This window comes from Sphingopyxis sp., assembly GCF_016463645.1.
Classification (GTDB): Bacteria; Pseudomonadota; Alphaproteobacteria; order Sphingomonadales; family Sphingomonadaceae; genus Sphingopyxis.
Genome location: NZ_JAEMQX010000015.1, coordinates 3179 through 25315, shown reverse-complemented (window position 1 = coordinate 25315; position 22137 = coordinate 3179). Strand labels below are relative to the sequence as shown.

Below are 22137 nucleotides of genomic sequence, written 5' to 3'. Positions count from 1 at the left end.
GTTATGACCGATGTCTCTGCCTCACCGCTAAGGCTGTTCAACAGCCTGACGCGCAGCCTCGAAAATTTCGAGCCCGTCCACCCCGGCGAAGCGCGCGTCTACAGCTGCGGACCGACGGTCTACAACTATCCGCATATCGGCAATATGCGCGCCTATGTCTTTGCCGACACGCTGGGACGCACGCTGTCGTACAAGGGCTACAAGCTGACCCATGTCATCAACATCACCGACGTCGGCCATCTGACCGACGACGCCGATGCCGGCGAAGACAAGCTGGAGAAGGCGGCGGCCGAGAAAGCCCAGTCGATCTGGGATATCGCGAAACACTATACCGAAGCCTATTGGGCCGATGTGAAGGCGCTCAATATCCGCCAGCCCGCGCACTGGTCGATCGCCACCGACTATGTCCCGCAGATGATCGAGTTCGCCAGGGCGATCGCCGACAAGCATTGCTACGAGCTTGAAAGCGGCCTCTATTTCGACACGACCACGGTCGCCGACTATGGCCGCCTCGCGCGCCACGGCACCGACGAGGGCGAAAGCCGCATCGACCCCGTCGACGGCAAGCGTGCACCCGCCGACTTCGCGATCTGGCGCAAGACGCCCGCGGGCGAGACGCGCCAGATGGAATGGGATTCACCGTGGGGCCGCGGCGCGCCCGGCTGGCATCTAGAATGCTCGGTGATGTCCGAAGCCCTGCTCGGCTTTCCGTTCGACATCCACACCGGCGGCATCGATCACCGCGAGATCCACCATCCGAACGAGATCGCGCAGAATCAGGCGCACAGTTGCAGCGACGCGAGCGGCGCGCGCTTCTGGATGCACAATAATTTCCTCGTCGAACGCTCGGGCAAGATGTCGAAATCGAGTGGCGAGTTCCTGCGCGTCCAGCTCCTCATCGACAAGGGCTACCACCCCCTCGCCTATCGCCTGATGTGCCTGCAGGCGCATTATCGCAGCGAGCTGGAGTTTTCGTGGGACGGTCTTGGGGCGGCCCTGACCCGGCTCAAGCGGCTGGTGATGGCGGCCGCACCCGTGCGCGATGCGGAACCGGCCGAACCGGTCGACCGCCGCCTCACCGAACTGCTGGCGAAGTTTGATGCCGCGATGTCGGATGACCTCAACACGCCGGTCGCGCTGACGCTGCTCGAAGAGGCGGCGGCGATGAAGAAGATCGACGCCGGCCAGAAGCGCGGGGCGCTCGCCGTGATGGACGCGGTGCTCGGCCTCGACCTGCTGACGATCGACCGCGCCGCCCTGCGTGTCCGGCCCAAGGCGGCAACGATCACCGAAGAAGAAATCGAAGCCATCCTCACCCGCCGCAAGGAAGCGCGCGCGGCAAAGGATTTCGCTGCCTCCGACGCGCTGCGCGACGACCTCATCGCCGCGGGGGTCGAGGTCATGGACGGCGACCCGCTGGGCTGGGACTGGCGGCTGGAGGCGTAGGAATATCCTCCCCATCGACTTGCGATGGGGAGGGGGACCGCCGCGAAGCGGTGGTGGAGGGGCAACGACGATGCGTCCTGAAAAACCCGCCAAATCGGTGCGCCGCGCCAAGCGGCTCCGCCGCAATCTCAGCCTCCCGGAAGCCATGCTCTGGCAAATCCTGCGAACCTCGCCCGGCGGATATAAATTCCGCAAACAACATCCAGCCGGCCCGTACATTCTCGACTTTTTCTGCGCGCGCGCCAACCTTGCGATCGAAGTCGACGGGATCGCCCACGACATGGGCGGACGACCGGCCCACGACGAACGCCGCGATCAATGGCTCCGCGCCAATCGTATTGACACGCTGCGCATCTCGGCCCGCGATGTGCTGGACAGCGTCGGAACGGTAGCCCAATCTATTGTGGACATCGTCGAACACCGTTTGACCGCGTTCGGCAAAGCCCCTCCGTCATCGCTTCGCGATACCACCTCCCCATCGCAAGTCGATGGGGAGAATCCAGAAGGATTCTGAATGTCCAAAACCGTCACCGTCCTGTCCGGGCTGATCCGCCCGCTCGTCGAAAACCGTCTGCCCGACTGGGTCGAGGCGCGCTTCTTCCAGTCGAAGGAAGAGGCTCTCGAACTCGCGCCGCAGGCGGAGATCGGCTGGTTCGACATGTACGACAAGAAGGACATGGCCGCGGTCATTTCCGCCGCGACGCAGCTCAAATGGCTGAATTCGATCTACGCCGGGGTCGACGGCATGCCGCTCGACCTGCTTGCCGGGCGCGGCACGGTCGTCACCAACGGCGCGGGTATCAACGCGATCACTATCGCCGAATATGTCGTGATGGGCATGCTCACCGTCGCCAAGGGTTACCGCGACGTCGTTCGCGCACAGGAACGCCGCGAATGGCTGATGGACTCGCCGGGCAAGGTCGAACTGTTCGGGTCGAAGGCGTTGCTCCTCGGCTATGGTGCGATCGGCAAGCTGATCGAGGAGCGGCTGAAGGCCTTCGCCGTCGACGTCACCGTCGTGCGTCGCTCACCCGGGCCGAACACGCTGACCCCGGACCAGTGGCGCGCAAGCTTAAGCGATTTCGACTGGGTGATCCTCGCGGTCCCGGCGACGCCCGAAACCGACGGCATGATCGGCGCGTCCGAACTCGCGGCGATGAAGCCCACCGCGACGCTGATCAACATCGCGCGCGGCAGCGTCGTCGATCAGGATGCGCTCGTCGCCGCGCTCGACGGCCGGCAGATCGCCTCGGCCTTCCTCGACGTCACGACGCCCGAGCCGCTCCCCGCTGACGACCCGCTGTGGAGCCTCGACAATGCGCATATCACGATGCACCTGTCGGGCCGCGCACAGGACAAGATGTTCGTCCGCTCGGCGCAACGTTTCCTCGAGAATCTGGGTCGCTGGAAAAAGGGCGAGCCCGTCGAGCCGCGCGTCGACCTGTCGCTCGGTTACTGACCGGGCCGCTCGGCTTTCAACTCGCGCACCAAAGGCTGGAGCCGTTCGTCATATTTGGCGAGCATCGTGTGCGCGCCCGCATGGTCGTAGAAGCTGACGAGCTCGCGCCCGTTCCAGCGGTGGAGCGCATAAGCGGGGTCCTCGGCGACGATCATCGGACGGTCGTCGGGCTTGTTCTCGTCGATCGGGCGGAGGTCGAGCGACACCTGCGGCGCGGTCGACGAGCAGATCGCGACGGTGCGTCCCTCCCACGCCACCGTCACCGAACGGTGGAGATGTCCGCAGATCAGCCCGCGCACCTGCGGGTGCCTGCGCACGACGTCGGTAAAGACCGCGACCCACGGTTCGTCGGGGTCGGTGTTCATCCACTCGATCCCGCTTTCGACCGGCGGGTGATGCATCACGATATAGGTCGGCTTGGTCGTATCCTTCGCCAGTTCGGCATCGAGCCAGGCCGCGCGCGCCGCGCAAAAGGCGCCGCCGTGGCGGCCCTCTTCCAGCGTATCGATCGTCACCAGCCGCAGTTCGGGCAGGTCGATCGCATATTGGACAAAGCCGTTGCCGTCGTCGAAACCCGGAAAGCGCGCGTGGAACGCGTCGCGCAAATCATGATTGCCGACGCTCGGCCACACCGGAAAGGGGCAGCGCGAGAAGGCGGTCGCGAGGCGGCGATAGCTGTCGTCGTCGCCGCGGTCGGTCAGGTCGCCCGTCGCGAGCAACAGGTCGGGGCGGTTCGGCCCCTCGATCAGCACGTCGAGCACCTCGTCGAGGCGCTTGCGGTTATATTCGGCCGGATTGTCCGGATCGAACCCGATATGGATATCGGTGATCTGCGCGATCAGCATATCCGCCCCCTGCTCCCGCCGGTCTGGTCCGGCGACCCAAAACCTATCCGCCCTGCCCTGCCGCGCGCAAGGAAGGTGTGCGCCATGTCACTTCGTAAAGGCCCCGCCCCCCGGTTCCTGTGATCATGCTCACACTATAGGTACCACCCAAGGGTTTATTTGTGATTGCAGCGGTGTTTTTCCTGCGCTGGCGCGGCGGCATCCACGGCTTGCCGCCGTCGGAATGATATTCGTGGCACATCGCGCACGGCGATTCGGTGGCGGTTTCCACCTTCACCACCCGCGCGCCATTCTCGCCGACGTGGCAGTCGCGGCATTGGCGCAGGCCCGGGACGAGCAGGTCGGTCGACGCCTTGGATGCGGGTGCGGCGGTGTGGCAGTCGGCACAGGCCGTCTCCTTGTGCGCATCATGATCGAACCAGCCCTTTTGCAGGTAGCGCGGCGTCTGGCTCACCGCCGCGACGCGCCAGCCGCTCCCCGCCTGCGGTGCGAAGATGGTGTGGCAGTCGTAACACGCCCCGCCCTTCGAGAAGACCGCGCGCACCGCATCCTGCGCGCGGCTCGGCCGGACCGCAACCTCGTTGAAATAGATGTTGTAGACCTGTCCCTCGGCATAGGCTCCCGGCCGCCGCCGCTGCATCCCGCCGAGCTGGAGCGGCCGCGCGGGCGGTGCCGAACGATAATAGGCGGTGAGGTCCGCAACGACCTGATCGGGCTCGCCATGGCGCAAGGTCCGCGTCACCCCGCCGACCGTCTCGAAGGCGAGGCTGTGGCACATCGCGCAGTCGCGCTCCATCTCGACCGGCTTCACGCGCACCCCGTCGGCCTCGACGCGGTGACAGTTCGCGCACTCGAGTTTCTTGCCGAAATCAAAGCGCCCGCGGAAACTCGCCGCCATGCGCGCCACCCCGCCGTCGGCAAGCAAATGCATGTCGTGCGGGAATTTGAGGCCATTATAGTCGACGGTGCCCTTGGCCAGCGTCGTGCGCACCGGCTTGCCGCCCGGTCCCGGCCGGACAAGCGGGCGAAACTCGGGATGACTCGTTCCGAAATCGGCGGCATCGGCCAGCGTCGTCGGATGCCCGGCCGCCTTCAGCCGCGCCGACATGCCGTCGTGGCAATCGGCGCAGAATTTCTGCGGCGTCGCCGCCATCGGCCCCGCGCCCTCATGTTCGGTATGGCACTCGACACAGCGGCCCTGCGGCTTGTTGAAGGTCTTGGCGAACCCGTCGAGAATCCGCTCACCCACTCCCGGCGGATGGCGCGCGGCGAGCAGCATCGCGGTCGGCGCATTCGCGTGCGCCATGCTCATCGCCTTGTGCTCGCCCGTGTGACAGCCCACGCACGCCTTGTCGGTCACCGCGACGAATGGCTCGACATGGCATGACTGGCAGTCGTTCTTCAGGCTCGCGTGCGCACTCGACAACGGCCCTGACAGCCACGCGCTGTCGGCATGATAGCCGTCGGGACGCTCGTTCACATTTTTATAGCTGTACCATGCCCAGATCGGCCCGATCAGGAATGCGAGCAGCATCAGCACGCCGAACAGCCAAGCGCCCATGCGCTTTCCAGGCATGACGCCTTGCAGCGAAAAGGCCTTGGCTTCGTCGACGTCCTTTGACGATTGCGACAGCTCGTCGATCCGCTCGACGAGCAGGATGATCTTCTCATCCTCGCGCGCGATCGTCAGCCGGTGCCCGCCGAAACGCAGCTCGCCGCCCGCAGCGCTGTCGATATCGGCGACGGTCTCGCTGCGCCCGTTAAGGTCGAAGCCCAGCCCCTCCTGCGCCACGACGCGCACCATACGCCCGTCGGCGCTGCTGATCGTCGCATGATGCGGGTTCACCGCCAGATCGGCGACATGGATGGTGTTGCCGGCATCGCGGCCGAGCGTGATCGAGTCGCCCGGCAGCGCCGCATCGCGAATGATCTGCTTGCCCGTCTTGGTCGTCGAGATGCGACGCAGGATGAAGCTCATCGTCCCCGCCTCACCAGTAGAAGAAAACGCTGATGATGTGCGCCGACAGCGCCGCGATCAGCGCAAAGGTCAGCGGTACATGCACATAGAGCCAGATTTCGAGCAGGCCCCGGATACGCAGATGCTGGCGCAGTCGCGCGAGCGCCGCCTCTTTCTGCCTGAGCAGGCCGACGACCTTCTCGCGCGCCTCGCTATCGCTGCTCCGCGACAGGGTGAGCGTACGCAGTGCCGCCGCGGTCGCGCAATCGGGATAGCGCCCGCTCAGCCGCGCAACCACCCCGCCCGCGAACGGATCCTCGTCGAGCGCCGCGAGTACCGGCGCCGTGTCCTCGGGCGTCAGCGGCTGCGCGGCGGTATGAAGCTGGCGATCGAAGGCGCGGATCGCCTCGAGCATCTGCATCTGCGTCATCTGCTCGCGATTGTTCGACAGCGCCTGCGGCAGCGTCGCATAGACGATGACGCCATAGAGGCCCGAGAGGATCACCAGCATCATCAGCGCCCAGGCGAGCGTGTGGACGTTCCAGCCGAGCTGGAACCCCGTGTGCCACGTACCGACGACGATCAGGCCGAGGCCGAGGTAGACATGCGCCGAGGTCCAAGCCTTCAGCGACCAGTGATCGCTCGTCATCTTGCGTTTGCGATAGCCGAGTGCGGTGAGCCACAGGATCAGCGCCGCGCCGATCGTGCCGAGCGTATAGCCGTACCAGCTGCCGCCATTGTGCCGCGGCGTCACGTCGATCAGCGCATAGGAGATGATGACGAGCAGGCAGAGCCCGCCCGAAATCTTCGCCCAGCGGAACCCCGCATAGCGCAGGAACCCCTCGTGCCGCCGTTCGCGGACGCGCTCGACCTGCGTTGCCTTGTTCCGGCGGCGCTGAAAGAGCGAAGCCATCAGTCGGTGTCCTCGTCGAGCCGCGCGATCGACAGGAATTCCTCGGGCGACACGCGGATCGCGGCGCCGGTCGGGCAGGCGCGCACGCATGCCGGACCGCCCGAAATGCCCTTGCACATGTCGCATTTGACCGCGATCTTCTTGGGCTTCTTGTCGCCCAGTTGCTTCTTGGTCCATTTGGGCGATGGTTCGCCCGGCCCCGGACCGAAACCGGTAAGCAGCCAGCGCAGCAGGCTCGGCTTCTGCGGCGGCGCCGCCTCCATGCGGATCACGCCATAGGGGCAGTTGCGCATGCAATTGCCGCAACCGATGCACCCCGGCTCCATGAACACCTCGCCGTCGGGTCCGCGATGGATCACGTTCGGCGGACAGTCGGCCATGCAGTGCGGATGCTCGCAGTGGCGGCAGCTCGTCGGCACATGGAGGTGCGCGAAGGTCTTGCCGGCCTCGCGGTCGAGCCGCGACAGGCCTTCATGGCTGTCGGCGCACGCCTTCTCGCAATTGTCGCAACCGACGCACAGATTCTCGTCGATCAGCAGCGCGTCGGTCGCCTCGCCGAGCCCTTCCTTCATGATGAAGCTCGCGGTGTCCGAATAGAGGTCGACCGCGCTCGAATAGGTCGCCTTGCGCGATTCGATGAAGCTGTTCATCTGCGCGCGTTCGGCAACCGCCGCCTCGGTCGCCTCGCGCACCTGCGGCCGTGCGGCGAGCATCTTGCGGAAGCTTTCGCCGGTCAGCTTGATGACCTCGCTGCCCACCGCCGCCTTCACCGTGGCGTTGCGCGGCTGTCCGCTGAGCACGCCCATTTCGCCGAAGAAGCTGCCGGCGGGCAGATAGCGGAGGAAGATCGGCTTGCCGCCGATATCCTTCTCGACGACCATCGATCCCGACCGGATGACATAGACATCGTCGCCCTGCTCGCCCTCGGTCAGCACGACCTTGCCCGCGGGCACACGCTCGACCTCCGCGGTGTCGACGACGGGACCGAGATCCTCGACCGTCAGCCCGCCCTTGAAGATCTGGAGCAGCTGACGTTCGAGCGAGATGCGGTTGATCGCGCGTTTCGCGCCGGGAACCGACGCCATCAGCTTGAGCGCGGCGGTGCGCGACACCTCGACGAAAATTCCGTCGGCACCGGCACGGATCGTCGCGCCGCGTTTGCGGCCTGAAATCAGGCCGACCTCGCCAAAGATCGACCCCTGTTCGATCGGCACGGTGAAATCGGGGCTGACCTCGACCTCGGCGAAACCGTCGGCGATGGCGAACAGCGACGATCCGGGCTCGCCCTTCTCGAACACGACTTCGCCCTTCCGGTAAAAGACGACCTTCGAATCGAGCATGAATTCACGCATCTGCAGCGGCGAGACGTCGGCAAAGATGCTGACGCGCGTGCGCAGATACTCGAGCCACTCGCTCACCGATTTCTTCTGCGGCAGCCCGGCGAAGATCGCCGCGAGATCCTTTTCGTCGGCGGGCGTCAGGCCGGTGTTGCCGTTGATGAACTCGACGACGTCATAGCCCTGGTTCATGCAATGCTTGATCAGCGGATAGCCCGCGAGCGCGCCGATCACGAAGATGCCGGGAACGGTCGATTCAAAGGTCGGCGACAGCTTGGGAAAGGCTTCGCGGTCCGGCCCCGTAAACTCGATCCCCATCGATTCGACGAAACCGCGCGGCGCGACCGAACCCAGCCGTGCGACGATGACGTCGCACGGGATCCTCTCGTCGCCGTCGGGCGTTTCCAGCGTCAGCCAGCCGGTTTCGACCTTTTTCGGCTGCGTCTCGGTCCGGATGCTCATCAGGCCGTTCTCGCCCGCCTCCATCATGTCGGAGACATTCTTGGCCTTGGCGCGCGCGAAATCCTTCGAGCGGTTGAGGATGGTGACGGTGTTTTCCAGCGCCTCCTCGGCGACGCCGAGCGCATTTTCGATCCCCGCATCGCCCGACCCGACGACGGTGATGTGCCTGTCCTTGAAATCCTCGGGATCGTCGACCTGATAGATGATGTGCGGCAGGTCGGCGCCCTCGCAGCGCATCCGGTTCGGATTGCCCTGCGTCCCGATCGCCAGCACGATATTCTCGGCGTGAAAGACGTCGCCCTTGCCTGTCTTGATCGCGAACGCGCCCTTCGCGCCGGTCACCTCGACGACGTCGGCGTGATACGCGACATGCACCTTGTTGTTCGCGGCGTCCTCGTCCCAGTTGCCGAGGATATATTCGCGCGCTCCCTCGGCGAAACGACAGTCGGAGCGCAGGTCCAGCCGCTCGGGCGTCGCGAGGACGCGCTTGCCCTTCTGATATTTGAAGATCGTGTCGGACAGATGGTCGGTCTTTTCGAGCAGGACATGGCTGAGACCAAGCTGTCCCGCGCGCGACGCCGCGCTGAGGCCTGCGGGCCCCGAACCGATGATCGCGACCTTGACCGGCTCGCTCATGCAGGCGCGCCTTCATGGCCCGAACGGCCATCCGCTATCAAGATGCTGGCAAACGCGTGCACGGGCACCCTTCCCCCTCTCGCCAGCCCCCCGGCGATTTCATAACGGATGCGACCCGGACTTATGTCCTGAACGCGAAGCTATGCCCTTGAAAGCGAGCCAAGGTCAACCGGTGGAGGCGAGAAATCGGCCGTTGCGAGACGTTCGCAACTAGGCGGATTTGCGCGGGTCAGCGCGCCTTTGGCTAACGCGAAGGGCGCACCTGATTGTCGACGCCCTGAACCGAAATCCGCGGCTTGCCTTTCCCGCGGACCTGCCAGGTCACGACATTGTCCACGCCCGAAACGCGAAGGTCGGCGCCGGGCGGCAGGAGGATACCGATCTGGTTGTCGACGCCATTGACCGTCAGGCTGGGGCAGTCGCCGACGAAGTTGATGCGGTTGCCCGAACCCGACACTTCCGCGGGACGCCCCTGACAGTCGATCTCGTTCGCCTGATCGACACCGTTGACCGATGCCCCCTCTCGCGTTCCGGTGCCCTGTCGCGGCTGCGCGGCCGCTGGCGCGGCGGCAAGAGCGAAGCCGGCAGCGAGAGCGGGAAGCAGGAATTTCACGGCGTCTGGATATCGGAACAAAGCCATCTCCTCTGTTCCCCGCCCCGAATTTCCCTTCGCATTCAATGGCCTGTTGCAGGTCCGGCGTCAACGGGGGTCGAGCTTTGCGGCCTCAGGCCAGCTCGAACATCGTCGCGATGCGTTCGGACTGGGTCGGTTCGAAGCGCGACCAGCCGTCGGGGCCGAGCTTTTCGAGCGGACGGAAGCGTGCCTTGTACGCCATGCGCGCCGACCCCTCGATCCAGTAGCCGAGATAGACATAGGGCAGCCCCGCGCGCGCCGCGCGCTGGACATGGTCGGCGATGATATAGGTGCCAAGCCCCTCGCGCATGGGATGGTGCGCATCGAAGAAGCTGTAGATCATCGACAGCCCGTCGCCCTGCCGGTCGGTCAGGCAACATCCGACGAGGCGGCCCTTGCTGCCATCGGCCATCGGCTCGCGATATTCGATCATATAGCTGTCGACCGGGGTCTGTTCGACCATGTCGGCGAAATCCTGCTCGTCCATGTCCGCCATGCCGCCATCGGGGTGGCGCGAGGCGAGGTACGAACGCAGCAGCGAATATTGCTCCTCGGTCGCCCAGGGCTTGCAGGCGGTGGCGACGAGGTCGCCGTTGCGGCGCAGGTTGCGTTTCTGCGAACTGCTCGGCGCGAATTCGGCGGCGCAGACGCGGACCGACACGCAGGCCGAACAATCGGCGCAGCTCGGGCGATAGGCGACCGACTGGCTGCGGCGGAACCCGATGCGGCCCAGCGCGTCGTTGAGCTCGCTCGCATTGTTGCCGCTGAGCTCGGTGAACACCTTGCGTTCGGTCTTGCCCGCGAGATAGGGGCAAGGCGCCGGGCTCGTCACGAAAAAGCGCGGAAAACGGAACGGTGCGGACACGCGGAATGGACCTCCGAAATGGCGATGCGGAGCCCCCCGACGCGGGTCCGACGCGCTACTTGCACCAACTATGCCGCGCAGCGTCAATGGTGCAAAGCGCATTTACCATTTTAGTCCGTCCCGTTCTGAATCAACGGGAAAATTTTGTGAATCGCCCGGTAACTTTTGTGCCGGACTGAATCAGAAATCGGGATTCGCCGCTATTGGCCGCCATCCCGGCGAAGGCCGGATGCCGGACGAAGCGCGAATGAAAGCTCAGCTGTATCCGCGCAGCTCGTCGCCGGTCAGCGTCGCGACGTGGAGGACGTTGGTCGACCCCGGCGTGCCGAACGGAACCCCCGCCATCATGACGAGCTTCGCGCCCGCCTTGCAGATGCCGTGGCGCAGCGCCATGCGCTTGCCCTTGGCGATCATCTCCTCGAAGCTGCCGATGTCCTTGGTCGGCACGGCATGCGCCCCCCACAGCAGTCCCATGCGCCGCGCCGCCTCGCGCTTCGGCGTCAGAACGAGGAGCGGGGCGCCCGGACGTTCGCGCGCGACGCGGCGCGCGGTCGAGCCCGACGCGGTAAAGCAGATGATCGCGTCGGCGGCGATCGTCGTGATGATGCTGCCCGCGGCCTCGGCGAGTGCGTCGGCCGTCGTCGCGTCGGGCGCAGTCTCGGTGAAATGGAGGCGGCGGTAATAATCGGGGTCGCTTTCGACCGAACGCGCGATCGAATCCATCATCGTGACAGCTTCCACCGGCCATGCGCCCGCCGCGGTCTCGGCCGACAGCATGATCGCGTCCGCCCCGTCGTACACCGCCGTGGCAACATCGCTAACTTCCGCGCGCGTCGGCGACGGCGAGACGATCATCGATTCGAGCATCTGCGTCGCCACGACGACGGGCTTGCCCATCCGGCGCGCGGTCGCGACGATCTTTTTCTGCAGCGGCGGCACCGCCTCGGGCGGCAATTCGACACCAAGGTCGCCGCGCGCGACCATCGCCGCATCGGCGAGCTCCAGGATTTCCTCGATCCGCTGCACGCCCGACGGCTTCTCGAACTTGACGAGCAGCGCCGCCTTGCCACCGATCAGCCGCCGCGCCTCGGCGACGTCCTCGGGGCGCTGCACGAACGACAGGGCGATCCAGTCGACATGCTGCTCAAGCGCGAAGGCGAGGTCCTTGCGGTCCTTTTCGGTCAGCGCGGCGAGCGGCACGACGACATCGGGCACGTTGACGCCCTTGCGGTCCGAAATCCTGCCGCCGACCTCGACTATCGTCTCGATACGCTGGGGCGTGACGCTCTTCACGCGCAACACCAGTTTGCCGTCGTCGACGAGCAGCCGCGTGTCGGGTTCGAGCGCGGCAAAGAGTTCGGGGTGTGGCAGGTGAACGCGGTTCGCGTCTCCCGGCGCCTTGTCGGCGTCGAGGACGAAGGGCTTGCCCTTCATCAACTCGGCCGGGCCGTCCTTGAAGGTCCCCACGCGGAGCTTCGGTCCCTGCAGGTCGACGAGGATCGTCGTCGGACGGCCGGTTTCCTTTTCCAGCGCTCGGATCGCGGCGATCACCTTCGCGTGGCCGGCGTGGTCGCCATGGCTCATATTGACGCGAAATGCGTCGGCGCCTGCGCGGTGCAGTTCGGCGATCATCTCCGCATTGGCGCTGGCAGGGCCAAGGGTCGCGAGGATACGGACCTTGCGCTGACGGGGGGTAAAGCTCTGAACCACAAATGCTCCGATGATTGGGGGACGTTAGGGCAATGCCGTCTTGCTGCTGTCTAGGCAACAACCGTATAGCTATTCAATCACCGAACGGAGGAACCATGTCCTGCAGCGACGATCAGACGACGGGCGATGATGCCCTCGATATCCTCGACGATGCCGTCGCCGCAGCGGCCTTCCGCCGCCTCGTCCGCCTGCTGCAGTATCGCAGCGACGCCGCGAACATCGACCTGATGGGACTCGCTGGCTTTTGTCGAAACTGCCTCGGCGACTGGATCGCGGAGGCCGGGAATATGGACAAGGAGGCCGGCCGCGCAATCGTCCACGGCATGCCGACCGCCGAGTGGAAATCACGCTATCACGTCGCCGCAACTCCCGAACAGCTTTCGCTAATGGAAGAAAGCATGGCGAAGAATCCCTGACCCCGCTAGGGACGCGCCCAAGGCGATTCTCGCCAGCAATCATCCAATCTGAGCGGAGTACAAAATGAGCGAAGCCACCGTGTCCGACGAACAGCTGCGTCTTTTCATCGAACGCATCGAGCGTCTGGAAGAAGAGAAGAAGGGCATCGCCGACGATATCCGCGACACCTATAATGAATCGAAGTCGCAGGGTTACGACCCGAAGATCATGCGGCAGATCGTGCGCCTGCGTAAGCTGCCGCCGCACGACCGCAAGGAAATGGAAGCGATCCTCGACGTCTATAAATCGGCGCTTGGAATCGACTGACGCACCCGAACCAACCGGCAGGAGAATGACGATGTTCAGCACCACGACCAATAATGTCGAAGGCCATCCGGTCCGCGAATATCTGGGCATTGTCACCGGCGAGGTGATCGTCGGCGCCAATCTGTTTCGCGACCTGTTCGCCAGCATCACCGATATCGTCGGCGGTCGCTCGGGCAAATATGAGGACGTCCTTGCCCGCGCGCGCAAGGAGGCGATCGCCGAGATGGAGGCCGAGGCCGCACGCCTCGGCGGCAATGCGGTGATCGGCGTCGACCTTGACTATGAAGTGCTCGGCCAGAATGGTTCGATGCTGATGGTCAGTGCATCGGGAACCGCCGTGGTTGTCTGAAACCGCGCTCCGCGCTAGGGGCGACGGCACATTTCCCGTTTGGATGGAGGTAGGCCGTGGCCGGCCATAGTAAATTCAAGAACATCATGCACCGCAAGGGTGCACAGGATAAAAAGCGCAGCAGCCTCTTTTCGAAGCTCAGCCGCGAAATCACCGTCGCGGCGAAGATGGGCCTGCCCGATCCCGACGCGAATGCACGCCTGCGCGCCGCGATCAACGCCGCCAAGGCGCAGTCGATGCCGAAGGACAATATCCAGCGCGCAATCGACAAGGCCGCAGGCGGCGACGGCGAGAATTACGAGGAAATCCGCTATGAAGGCTATGGCCCCGGCGGTGTGTCGCTGATCGTCGAGGCACTGACCGATAACCGCAACCGCACCGCGACCAACGTCCGCACCGCGTTCAGCAAGAATGGCGGCAATCTCGGCACCTCGGGCAGCGTCAGCCACGGCTTCGATCGCCTCGGCATGATCAGCTACGCCGCCAAGGCGGGCGACGCCGACACAGTATTCGAAGCCGCGCTCGACGCCGGCGCCGACGATGTCGAATCGTCGGAGGACGGCCACGACATCTGGACCAGCGTCGACAGCCTGCACGAAGTGGCAAAGGCGCTCGAGGCCAAGCTCGGCGAAGCCGAAGGCGTGAAGCTCGCCTGGCGCCCGACGCTGAAGAGCGAAGTCGCCGACGAGGCGGTCGCGCAGACCCTTTTCAAGCTGATCGACACGCTCGACGACGACGACGATGTCCAGACCGTTTGGGGAAATTATGAGATCCCCGACGCGGTGATGGAGAAGCTCGGCTGATCATCCTCGGTCTCGATCCCTCGCTCAGCTGCACCGGCTGGGGCATCATCCGCGTCGAGGGCAGCCGCATCAGCCATATCGCCAACGGGCAGGTGAAGACCGACGCAAAGGCACCCCTGCCAGACCGGCTAGCGTATATCGACACCGTGCTTGGCGCAGTGATCGCAGATCATGCACCAGCGTGCGCCGCAGTCGAGGAAGTGTTCGTCAACGATAATCCGCAGTCGACGCTGAAGCTTGCGCACGCGCGCGGCGTCGTGCTGCTCGGCTGCGCGCGCGGTGGACTCGCGGTCACCGAATATGCCCCGCGCCTCGTCAAGAAGGCGATCGTCGGCACCGGCGGCGCGGCGAAGGAACAGGTGCAAGCGATGCTGCGCGTGCTTCTCCCCGGCGCGAAGGTCGCAGGAGCCGATGCCGCCGACGCGCTCGCGGTGGCGATCTGTCATGCCAACCACCGCCCGCGACACTGACATCGTTCATCCCGGACTTGATCCGGCATGGCGAAACGGGATGAATTGGTGATGAAACCGGAAATTGATTCCCTTTTCGTTCTCCTCGCGTTAGGCACGAGGCATGATCGCGAAACTGACAGGGCGGCTGGATTCGAGCGGCGCAGGCCATGCGGTGATCGACGTCGGCGGCGTTGGCTATCTGGTCGAGGCATCGGCGCGGACATTGGACGCCCTCGGTCCGGTCGGCGGTGACGTCACCATCCATACCGAAATGCTTGTCGGCGAGGATTTCCTGCGCCTGCTCGGCTTTGCCAAGGCCGAGGAGCGCGACTGGTTTCGCTTGCTCACCAGCGTCCAGGGCGTCGGCGCGAAGGTCGCGCTCGCAATTCTGTCGGCGCTCGAGATCGGCGACCTGCAGCGCGCGCTCGCCAGCGGCGACAGCGCGATGATCGCGCGCGCCAACGGCGTCGGGCCGAAGCTCGCACAGCGAATCACGCACGAATTGAAGGACAAGGCCGGCGCGCTCGGTGGAATTGCGGGAAGCGGCCCGGCGCTCGCCGCCACGTCCGGCCCGCTCGGCGATGCGCTCGCCGCGCTCACCGGCCTTGGCTTCAAGCCGGCCGAAGCGAGTACCGCGGTGACGGCGGCGAGCGAGGAGCTGGGTCCGGGCGCCAGTCTCGACGCGCTCGTCCGTATCGCCCTCAAGAAGGCGGCGAAATGACCGGCAAGACGATCGCGGTCTACAACCTCAAGGGCGGGGTCGGAAAGACGACGCTCGCAGTCAATCTCGCTTGGGCAGCCGCCACGCTGTCGAGCCGCCGCGTGCTCCTCTGGGATCTCGATGGCCAGGCGGCCGCGACCTATATTCTTGGTCACGACACGGCGGGCAAGAAGGCGCAGGCCGCTATCCGCCGCGATCTCGCGCCCGAAAAGCTCGTCGTGCCGACCGCGACCGATCGCCTGATCCTGCTCCCGGCCGATGCGTCGCTCCACGGCCTCGACGTCGAATTTCACGAACTCGACAAGAAAAAGCGGCTCGCGAAGATCGTCGGCGGCCTTGCCCGCGAATATGACCGGATCCTGATAGATTGCCCGCCCGGCCTCAACGACACGTCCGACCAGATTTTGCGCGCCGCCGATCTGGTGATCGTGCCCGTCATCCCCTCGCCGCTCGCCCAGCGCGCCCTCGACGCGATCACCGATCATATGGGCGGAAAGAAGACACTCCGCGTACCGCTCCTCCCGGTCTTTTCGATGGTCGACCGCCGCCGCGCGCTGCATCGTGCCGCGCTCGCCGCCGCACCCGACTGGCCGGTTGTTCCGATGGCAAGCCTCTATGAACGCATGACCGAGGCGCGCGCGCCGATCGGGGCGATCGCGGGACGCAAGAGCACACCGGTCACGGCGGTCGCGGCGCTTTGGCAGACGGTCGAAAAGCGGCTCGCAGACAAGAAGACATGACCGAAACCGTCCGCCATGCCGCGTGCCGCTGCGGCCATATCCGTATCGCCTGCACCGGCGAGCCGATCCGCGTGTCGGTCTGCCACTGCCGCGAGTGCAAGGCGCGTAGCGGCAGCGCCTTCGCGGCGCAGGTCCGCTTCCCGGCCGAGCAGGTCCGCATCGAGGGCGAGGCGAAAGCGAGAATGTGGCAATATACCGGCGACAGCGGGAACACCGCCGACTTCTTCTTTTGCGAAACCTGCGGTTCGGGCGTCTGGTATCGGGCGCGGCCCTATCATGAAGCCTATGCGATACCGCTTGGAAATTTCGAACCCGGCCACGATTTCGTGCCCGACTATTCGGTTTATGAGGAGCGCAAGGAGCCTTGGGTTTCGATTATCGGCGAGACAATAGAGCATTATGACTGAGCCGGCCCTCACCACCCCCATCCGCACCCCCGAGGATGCCGACGCTGCGTTGCGGCCGAAGTCGCTTGCCGAGTTCGTCGGGCAGGCGGCGGCGCGCGAGAATTTGCGGATCTTCATCGAGGCGGCAAAGACCCGTTCCGATGCACTCGACCACGTGCTCTTCTATGGCCCGCCAGGGCTGGGCAAGACAACGCTGGCGCAGATCGTCGCCAAGGAGCTTGGCGTCGGTTTTCGCTCGACCAGCGGGCCGGTGATCGCGAAGGCGGGTGATCTCGCCGCGCTGCTCACCAATCTGGAAGACGGCGATGTGCTGTTCATCGACGAAATCCACCGCCTGTCGCCGGCAGTTGAGGAAATCCTCTACCCCGCGATGGAGGACCGCGCGCTCGATATCATGATCGGCGAGGGGCCTTCGGCGCGCTCGGTGCGGATCGACCTGCCCAAATTCACGCTGGTCGGCGCGACGACCAGACAAGGCTTGCTGACGACGCCGCTGCGCGACCGGTTCGGCATTCCGGTGCGGCTCAATTTCTATTCGCATGACGAACTCGAACAGGTGATTTCGCGCGCGGCGCGGCTGCTCGCATTGCCGATCGCATCCGACGGGGCCCTCGAAATCGCGAGGCGTTCGCGCGGGACGCCGCGCATCGCCGGGCGGCTGCTACGCCGCGTGCGCGACTTCGCGACCGTCGCAGGTCATGCGGTGGTCGATGCGAAAGCCGCCGACGCAGCGCTCAACCGACTCGAAGTCGATGCGCTCGGGCTCGACGCAATGGATCGCCGCTATCTGACGATGATCGCCGATATCTATCGTGGCGGCCCCGTGGGGGTCGAGACGCTCGCGGCCGGCCTCAGCGAGCCGCGCGACACTATCGAGGATGTGATCGAACCCTATCTGCTGCAGGCCGGTCTGATCGCGCGCACCGCGCGCGGGCGGATGCTCAACGCGAGCGCGTGGAAGCATCTCGGGCTCAATCCGCCGGCGGGATCGCAGGACGGACTTTTCGACCAAGCAAAATAGGCGGTTTTCTGCGACTTTCATTCCACCAAACGGCTCCGATCTGCGACGAACCGTTCAAGAGGGGTTTGCGACGAGTCGTTGCGAGGCTATCGATCGGGACAATGGTAACCGCCCCGCCCCCCTTACTTCCCGGCGCCTTCGTCGGGGCCGAGCATCAGTTCCGGGCGCGCGTCTATTTCGAGGACACCGACCTTTCGGGCATCGTCTATCACGCCAATTACCTGCGCTATATGGAACGCGCGCGGTCGGACATGCTGCGCCTTGCCGGCATCGACCAGCGCGCCGCGATGGAAGCGGGCGAAGGCGCTTGGGCGGTAACCGACCTCGCCATCAAATACCGCAGCCCGGCGAAGCTCGACGACGATCTGCTCGTCGTCAGCACGGTCGAGGCGGTGCGCGGCGCAAGCGTGATCATCGCGCAGCGCATCCTTCGCGGAACTGACACGTTAAGCGGCGAGACATTGACGGACGGGCAAGTGACCGCTGCCTTCCTGTCGCCCGAGGGCCGGCCGCGCCGCCAGCCCGCGGGGTGGGCCGACCGATTTACCGCCATCATGAACGGAGAGACTTTCCCTTGCTAGACAATATCTCGCTGGCCGCCGACGCGGCGACCCTGTCCCCGGTCGCGCTGTTCCTGCAGGCCGATATCATCGTGAAAGCGGTGATGATCGGGCTCCTGCTTGCGTCGATCTATGTCTGGGCGGTGATCTTCACTCACGGCCGCGGAGTCGGCAAGCTGATGGGCGCGTCGGAACGGTTCGAGCGCGATTTCTGGCGCGCCGAGGATATCGACAAATTCTATGACAAGAATAGCGGCGAGGACCTGCCGAGCGCAAAGGTACTTGCGGCAGGGATCGGCGAATGGCGCCGTTCGACCAAGGGCAAGAATGTCGACCGCGAGGGTACGCGCGAGCGCCTCGGCATCGCGATGAATTCGGCGGTGGCCGGCGAAGTCGACCGGCTCGCCGAAAAGATCGGGACGCTCGCGACGATCGGCGCGGTCGCGCCTTTCGTCGGCCTGTTCGGGACCGTGTGGGGCATCATGCGCAGCTTCACAGCGATTGCGGCCGAGAATAACAGCAGCCTAGCCGTCGTCGCTCCCGGCATTGCCGAAGCCTTGTTCGCGACCGCGATCGGCCTGTTCGCCGCCATCCCCGCTGTCATCGCCTATAACGCCTTCTCGCAGCGCCTGAACCGCCTCGAATCGCGCCTCGGCCGCTTCGCCGACGGGTTGCACGCAACGTTCAGCCGCGAACTCGAGGTCGAAGCCTGATGGCGATGAGCGGACCCTCCGGCGGCATGGGCGGACGGCGCGGCCGCGGCGATCGCCGCGCGCCGATGGCCGAGATCAACGTCACCCCGCTCGTCGACGTGATGCTCGTGCTGCTGATCATCTTCATGATCACTGCGCCGCTCCTCGCCTCCGCCGTTCCGATCGACCTGCCCGAAAGCCGCGCCAAACCGGTCGAGACCGAGGATCAGGAGCCGGTGCAGTTGTCGATCAATGGCGACGACACGCTCTATATCGGCGAAGAAGTGGTGCCGGAGGCCGAACTTCCGGCGCGTCTCGACGCGATTGCGCGCGCAAACGAGGGCCTCGACAAGCCGCGCCAGATCATGCTGCGCGCCGACAAGGGGCTCGACTATGGCCGTGTGATGCGCGTGATGGGCGAACTCAACCGCGCGGGCCTGACGCGCATTTCGCTAGTGACGACGGGCTCGGAAGGCGCGACCGACGCCGCTCCCGCCACGGTCACCGACGGTTCAGAAACCCAACCCTAGGTTAAGACGATGGCCGAAACACGGGCAGTTGGGGGGAATGAAGGACGCGGCTTCGCCATCGCGGTGGCGGCGCATGTCGTGATCATCGGCCTGCTTTCGGTCCAGTGGACCGCCGGCGACCGGCGTTTCGACAATCCGCCGATGGAAGTCGACCTGATTGCCGAAACCGCGGTGCGGTCGACCGCTCCGGTGATCAGCGAAACGCCCCCCGCCGCGCGGCTCGGCGAAGAGGATATGACCGACATCGCGGCGCCCGAACCGGTGCCCGCGCCGCCGCTGCCCGAACCGGTCGTGCGCCCGACGCCTGCCCCCACGCCCAAACAGGTCGCGAAACCCAAGGCGGCACCGCCGAAGCAGCAGCCCGCCGCGCAAAAGGCCCAGCCCAAGGCCGCCCCGAAAGCGCCCCCGGCAAAGAATCGCCCCGCGCGCCCGACCGGTCGGCTCGACGGCATCGCCGAAGGCCTGTCGAAGTCGCAGCCCAAATCGCCGTCGAGCAAAGGTGCGCCTGCTGCGGCAACCGCAGCCGAGGTCCGGCGTTCGATCGACGTCAGCATCAAGTCGGCGGTTGCGCCGCGCTGGAACGGCTGCCGCATCTCGGGAGTCGACGTCGACCAGCTCAAGACCGTCGTCAAATTCCGCCTGACCCAGTCGGGCGCGCTGGCGGGCTTCACGTCGGTCACCACGACCGGCGAAAACGACAGCAACAAATTCCAGATCCAGCGCCACCAGGAGTGCGCCAAACGCGCGGTCGAACTGGCCGCTCCTTTCGACCTGCCCGAAGAAAATTACAGCTTCTGGCAGAATTATACGCTCGATTTCATCAAGAGGTAGGTTCCATGCTGCGCCCGATCACCTTTTCGCTCGCCCTGCTGCTGACCACGGCACCGGTACTGGCACAGACGGCCCCCACACCGCCCGCGGTCACTCCGACCGAGCCGCGCGAAACGATCGAGGGCACGCTGTCGCAGGACCGCACCGTCATCGGCGTCCCGCCGCTGGCGACCGCGTCGGTACAGACCGTTGCGGGCCTCCGCACCGACAGCCTCGGGCGCCAGATCGCCGAAGTCATCGCCGCCGACCTCGAACGCAGCGGCCTTTATGAACCGATCGGACCCAATGGAGTCCGTGCAATCACCCGCGCCGAGGTGCAGGCGCCGCGCTTTGCCGAATGGCAGGCGCGCAACGCCGAGAATGTCGTCCACGGCTTTGTCGATGCGGGATCGAACGGCAGCCTGATCGTCGGCTGCTATCTTTACGACACTGCGCTCGGCAGCGAACTGGTGCGCAAGGGATTCGAGATTCAGCCCGGCGACTGGCGCCGCGCCGCGCATAAATGCGCCGATGCCATCTATTCGCGCCTCTCGGGTGAGGCGCCCTTCTTCGACAGCCGCGTCGCCTATATCGCCGAGAGCGGCCCGAAAGGGAACCGCATCAAGCGCCTCGCGATCATGGATTCGGACGGAGGCAACCACCGCTTCATCACCAACGGTCAGGCGCTTGCGATCAGCCCGCGCTTCTCGCCCGATTACAAGAAGATCGTCTACGTTTCCTATCTGAACAACCGCGTCCGCGTGTTCATCTATGACGTCGCGTCGGGATCGCAGAAGCTGGTGACCGAAAGCTCGAACGCCACCTTTGCACCACGCTGGTCGCCCGATGGCACGCAGATCCTCTATTCGATGGCCGTGAACGGCAACACCGACATCTATCGCATCTCGGCAAATGGCGGCACGCCGGTTCGGCTGACGAACACGCCGGGGATCGACGTCGGCGGCAGCTTTTCGCCCGATGGCAGGAAGATCGTGTTCGAAAGCGACCGGTCGGGCGGTCAGCAGGTCTATACGATGAATATCGACGGATCGAACCAGCAGCGGATCAGCTTCGGCGGCGGCCGGGCCGCGACCCCCGAATGGTCGCCGCGCGGCGACCTCATCGCCTTCACCCGCATGGGCGGCGGCGAATTCCGCATTGGCGTGATGACACCGTCGGGCGGCGGCGTGCGGATGCTCACGAACAGCTGGCAGGACGAGGCGCCGACCTGGTCGCCGAACGGCCGCGTCATCCAGTTCTTCCGCACCACCCCGGGTCGTGAAGGTAAATCCAGTCTGTGGCAGGTCGACCTGACCGGCGTGAACATGCGCCGCCTGCCGACACCGCAGGACGGATCGGATCCCAGTTGGGGACCGGTGCTCCCCTGAGGAAACCGGAACCAAAGGGACGCGATCGGGTTCAACTATCGCGTCCTGAACAGGCCAATCGGCCGCACGAATGATTTTCAACAACAAGAGGACAGAGACATGACGATACGAAAAAGCACCGCAATGATTGCGGCGATCACCATGCTTGCTGTTGGCGCCTGCGCGAAAAAGGCCCCCGACACGCTTCCCCCCGCCCCCGAAGGCACCGGCACAGATACGGGCGCCGGAACCGGAACCGGCGTCGTCCCCGGGTCGCAGGAAGATTTCCTCGCCAGCGTCGGCGCAATGGGCGACCGCGTCTTCTTCGATTACGACCAGTATAATGTCGACGCGCAGGATCAGGCGACGCTGCAGACCCAGTCGCAGTGGCTGCAGCGCAATCCCGCAGTTCGCGTAACGCTCGAAGGCCATGCCGACGAACGCGGCACCCGCGATTACAACATCGCGCTCGGCGAGCGCCGCGCTAACGCCGCGAAAAACTATCTCGCGTCACTCGGCATCGACCCGAGCCGCATCAACGTCATCAGCTATGGCAAGGAACGCCCCGCCGAACTCGGCTCGACCGAGGAAGCCTATGCCAGGAACCGCCGCGCGGTAACCGTCGTTATCGGGCAATAAGCGGCCACAGCGGCACCGCCACGAAATGCAGAAACAAGAGCAACAGCAAGAACAACAGC

The 22137-nt window shown here is 65.1% G+C and carries 25 protein-coding genes; 18 read left to right on the top strand and 7 right to left on the bottom strand.

The genetic code is table 11. The annotated features are described in order from the left end of the window. Positions 1 to 3 precede the first annotated feature (3 nt). From cysS to JHC57_RS05755, 3 genes are all read left to right on the top strand, one after another. The gene (cysS, locus tag JHC57_RS05765; protein WP_294029049.1) at positions 4 to 1446 is read left to right on the top strand and encodes a cysteine--tRNA ligase; all 1443 of its coding nucleotides are present in this window, start codon (positions 4 to 6) and stop codon (positions 1444 to 1446) included. A gap of 70 nt (positions 1447 to 1516) precedes the next feature. Then, entirely contained in the window at positions 1517 to 1960 is a 444-nt protein-coding gene (locus tag JHC57_RS05760; RefSeq protein ID WP_294029048.1) for a DUF559 domain-containing protein, read from the top strand. Continuing rightward, positions 1961 to 2905, top strand: a complete 945-nt coding sequence (locus tag JHC57_RS05755; RefSeq protein ID WP_294029047.1) for a D-2-hydroxyacid dehydrogenase — start codon at positions 1961 to 1963, stop codon at positions 2903 to 2905. Here the strand turns inward: JHC57_RS05755 and JHC57_RS05750 are convergent. The 7 genes from JHC57_RS05750 to pyk all read right to left on the bottom strand — a co-directional run bounded on the left by JHC57_RS05750 (position 2899) and on the right by pyk (position 12264). After that, the gene (locus JHC57_RS05750) at positions 2899 to 3750 is read right to left on the bottom strand and encodes a metallophosphoesterase (RefSeq protein ID WP_294029046.1); all 852 of its coding nucleotides are present in this window, start codon (positions 3748 to 3750) and stop codon (positions 2899 to 2901) included. The genes JHC57_RS05755 and JHC57_RS05750 overlap by 7 nt on opposite strands. 43 nt (positions 3751 to 3793) lie before the next feature. After that, the gene (locus JHC57_RS05745) at positions 3794 to 5728 is read right to left on the bottom strand and encodes a cytochrome c3 family protein (protein WP_294029045.1); all 1935 of its coding nucleotides are present in this window, start codon (positions 5726 to 5728) and stop codon (positions 3794 to 3796) included. Positions 5729 to 5738: 10 nt separating this feature from the next. After that, positions 5739 to 6620, bottom strand: a complete 882-nt coding sequence (locus JHC57_RS05740) for a hypothetical protein (RefSeq protein WP_294029044.1) — start codon at positions 6618 to 6620, stop codon at positions 5739 to 5741. Next, on the bottom strand, positions 6620 to 9055 hold the full coding sequence (locus tag JHC57_RS05735; RefSeq protein WP_294029043.1) for a cyclic nucleotide-binding domain-containing protein: 2436 nt from the start codon (positions 9053 to 9055) through the stop codon (positions 6620 to 6622). Before JHC57_RS05735 ends, JHC57_RS05740 begins: the two co-directional genes overlap by 1 nt. Before the next feature lie 244 nt (positions 9056 to 9299). Further along, positions 9300 to 9689 carry a DUF3060 domain-containing protein gene (locus JHC57_RS05730; RefSeq protein WP_294029042.1) on the bottom strand — a complete coding sequence of 130 codons (390 nt, stop codon included), beginning with the start codon at positions 9687 to 9689 and terminating at the stop codon, positions 9300 to 9302. Between the two features lie 91 nt (positions 9690 to 9780). Further along, positions 9781 to 10554 carry an arginyltransferase gene (locus JHC57_RS05725; RefSeq protein WP_294029041.1) on the bottom strand — a complete coding sequence of 258 codons (774 nt, stop codon included), beginning with the start codon at positions 10552 to 10554 and terminating at the stop codon, positions 9781 to 9783. Between the two features lie 255 nt (positions 10555 to 10809). Continuing rightward, complete coding sequence (pyk, locus tag JHC57_RS05720) at positions 10810 to 12264, bottom strand: pyruvate kinase (protein WP_294029040.1); 1455 nt, start codon at positions 12262 to 12264, stop codon at positions 10810 to 10812. Between the two features lie 95 nt (positions 12265 to 12359). Between pyk and JHC57_RS05715 the strand changes: the two genes are divergently transcribed. From JHC57_RS05715 to pal, 15 genes are all read left to right on the top strand, one after another. Continuing rightward, positions 12360 to 12680 carry a DUF1244 domain-containing protein gene (locus tag JHC57_RS05715; RefSeq protein ID WP_294029039.1) on the top strand — a complete coding sequence of 107 codons (321 nt, stop codon included), beginning with the start codon at positions 12360 to 12362 and terminating at the stop codon, positions 12678 to 12680. A 64-nt stretch (positions 12681 to 12744) separates the two neighbouring features. Then, positions 12745 to 12987, top strand: coding sequence for a DUF2312 domain-containing protein (locus tag JHC57_RS05710; protein ID WP_294029038.1), 243 nt, complete (start codon positions 12745 to 12747; stop codon positions 12985 to 12987). A 31-nt stretch (positions 12988 to 13018) separates the two neighbouring features. After that, positions 13019 to 13336, top strand: a complete 318-nt coding sequence (locus JHC57_RS05705) for a heavy metal-binding domain-containing protein (RefSeq protein WP_237836793.1) — start codon at positions 13019 to 13021, stop codon at positions 13334 to 13336. A 56-nt stretch (positions 13337 to 13392) separates the two neighbouring features. Beyond that, positions 13393 to 14139, top strand: a complete 747-nt coding sequence (locus tag JHC57_RS05700) for a YebC/PmpR family DNA-binding transcriptional regulator (RefSeq protein WP_294029037.1) — start codon at positions 13393 to 13395, stop codon at positions 14137 to 14139. Then, positions 14136 to 14609 (top strand): crossover junction endodeoxyribonuclease RuvC, encoded by a 474-nt coding sequence (gene ruvC, locus JHC57_RS05695; protein ID WP_294029070.1) that lies wholly within the window; start codon positions 14136 to 14138, stop codon positions 14607 to 14609. Before JHC57_RS05700 ends, ruvC begins: the two co-directional genes overlap by 4 nt. A 103-nt stretch (positions 14610 to 14712) precedes the next feature. After that, positions 14713 to 15312, top strand: a complete 600-nt coding sequence (ruvA, locus tag JHC57_RS05690) for a Holliday junction branch migration protein RuvA (RefSeq protein ID WP_294029036.1) — start codon at positions 14713 to 14715, stop codon at positions 15310 to 15312. Continuing rightward, positions 15309 to 16052 carry an AAA family ATPase gene (locus JHC57_RS05685; RefSeq protein WP_294029035.1) on the top strand — a complete coding sequence of 248 codons (744 nt, stop codon included), beginning with the start codon at positions 15309 to 15311 and terminating at the stop codon, positions 16050 to 16052. Before ruvA ends, JHC57_RS05685 begins: the two co-directional genes overlap by 4 nt. Then, positions 16049 to 16459: a GFA family protein gene (locus JHC57_RS05680; RefSeq protein ID WP_294029034.1), complete on the top strand. Its 411-nt coding sequence runs from the start codon at positions 16049 to 16051 to the stop codon at positions 16457 to 16459. Before JHC57_RS05685 ends, JHC57_RS05680 begins: the two co-directional genes overlap by 4 nt. Then, complete coding sequence (gene ruvB / locus JHC57_RS05675) at positions 16452 to 17480, top strand: Holliday junction branch migration DNA helicase RuvB (protein WP_294029033.1); 1029 nt, start codon at positions 16452 to 16454, stop codon at positions 17478 to 17480. The genes JHC57_RS05680 and ruvB overlap by 8 nt, the downstream gene beginning before the upstream one ends. 101 nt (positions 17481 to 17581) lie before the next feature. Beyond that, positions 17582 to 18061: a YbgC/FadM family acyl-CoA thioesterase gene (locus JHC57_RS05670; RefSeq protein ID WP_294029032.1), complete on the top strand. Its 480-nt coding sequence runs from the start codon at positions 17582 to 17584 to the stop codon at positions 18059 to 18061. Continuing rightward, the gene (tolQ, locus tag JHC57_RS05665; RefSeq protein ID WP_294029031.1) at positions 18055 to 18753 is read left to right on the top strand and encodes a protein TolQ; all 699 of its coding nucleotides are present in this window, start codon (positions 18055 to 18057) and stop codon (positions 18751 to 18753) included. The genes JHC57_RS05670 and tolQ overlap by 7 nt, the downstream gene beginning before the upstream one ends. Beyond that, entirely contained in the window at positions 18753 to 19262 is a 510-nt protein-coding gene (tolR, locus tag JHC57_RS05660; RefSeq protein ID WP_294029030.1) for a protein TolR, read from the top strand. Before tolQ ends, tolR begins: the two co-directional genes overlap by 1 nt. Before the next feature lie 9 nt (positions 19263 to 19271). After that, complete coding sequence (locus JHC57_RS05655) at positions 19272 to 20093, top strand: hypothetical protein (protein ID WP_294029029.1); 822 nt, start codon at positions 19272 to 19274, stop codon at positions 20091 to 20093. 5 nt (positions 20094 to 20098) lie between these two features. Next, positions 20099 to 21460 carry a Tol-Pal system beta propeller repeat protein TolB gene (gene tolB / locus JHC57_RS05650; protein ID WP_294029028.1) on the top strand — a complete coding sequence of 454 codons (1362 nt, stop codon included), beginning with the start codon at positions 20099 to 20101 and terminating at the stop codon, positions 21458 to 21460. A 105-nt stretch (positions 21461 to 21565) separates the two neighbouring features. Beyond that, positions 21566 to 22078 (top strand): peptidoglycan-associated lipoprotein Pal, encoded by a 513-nt coding sequence (gene pal, locus JHC57_RS05645; protein ID WP_294029069.1) that lies wholly within the window; start codon positions 21566 to 21568, stop codon positions 22076 to 22078. The last annotated feature ends 59 nt before the right edge of the window (positions 22079 to 22137 follow it).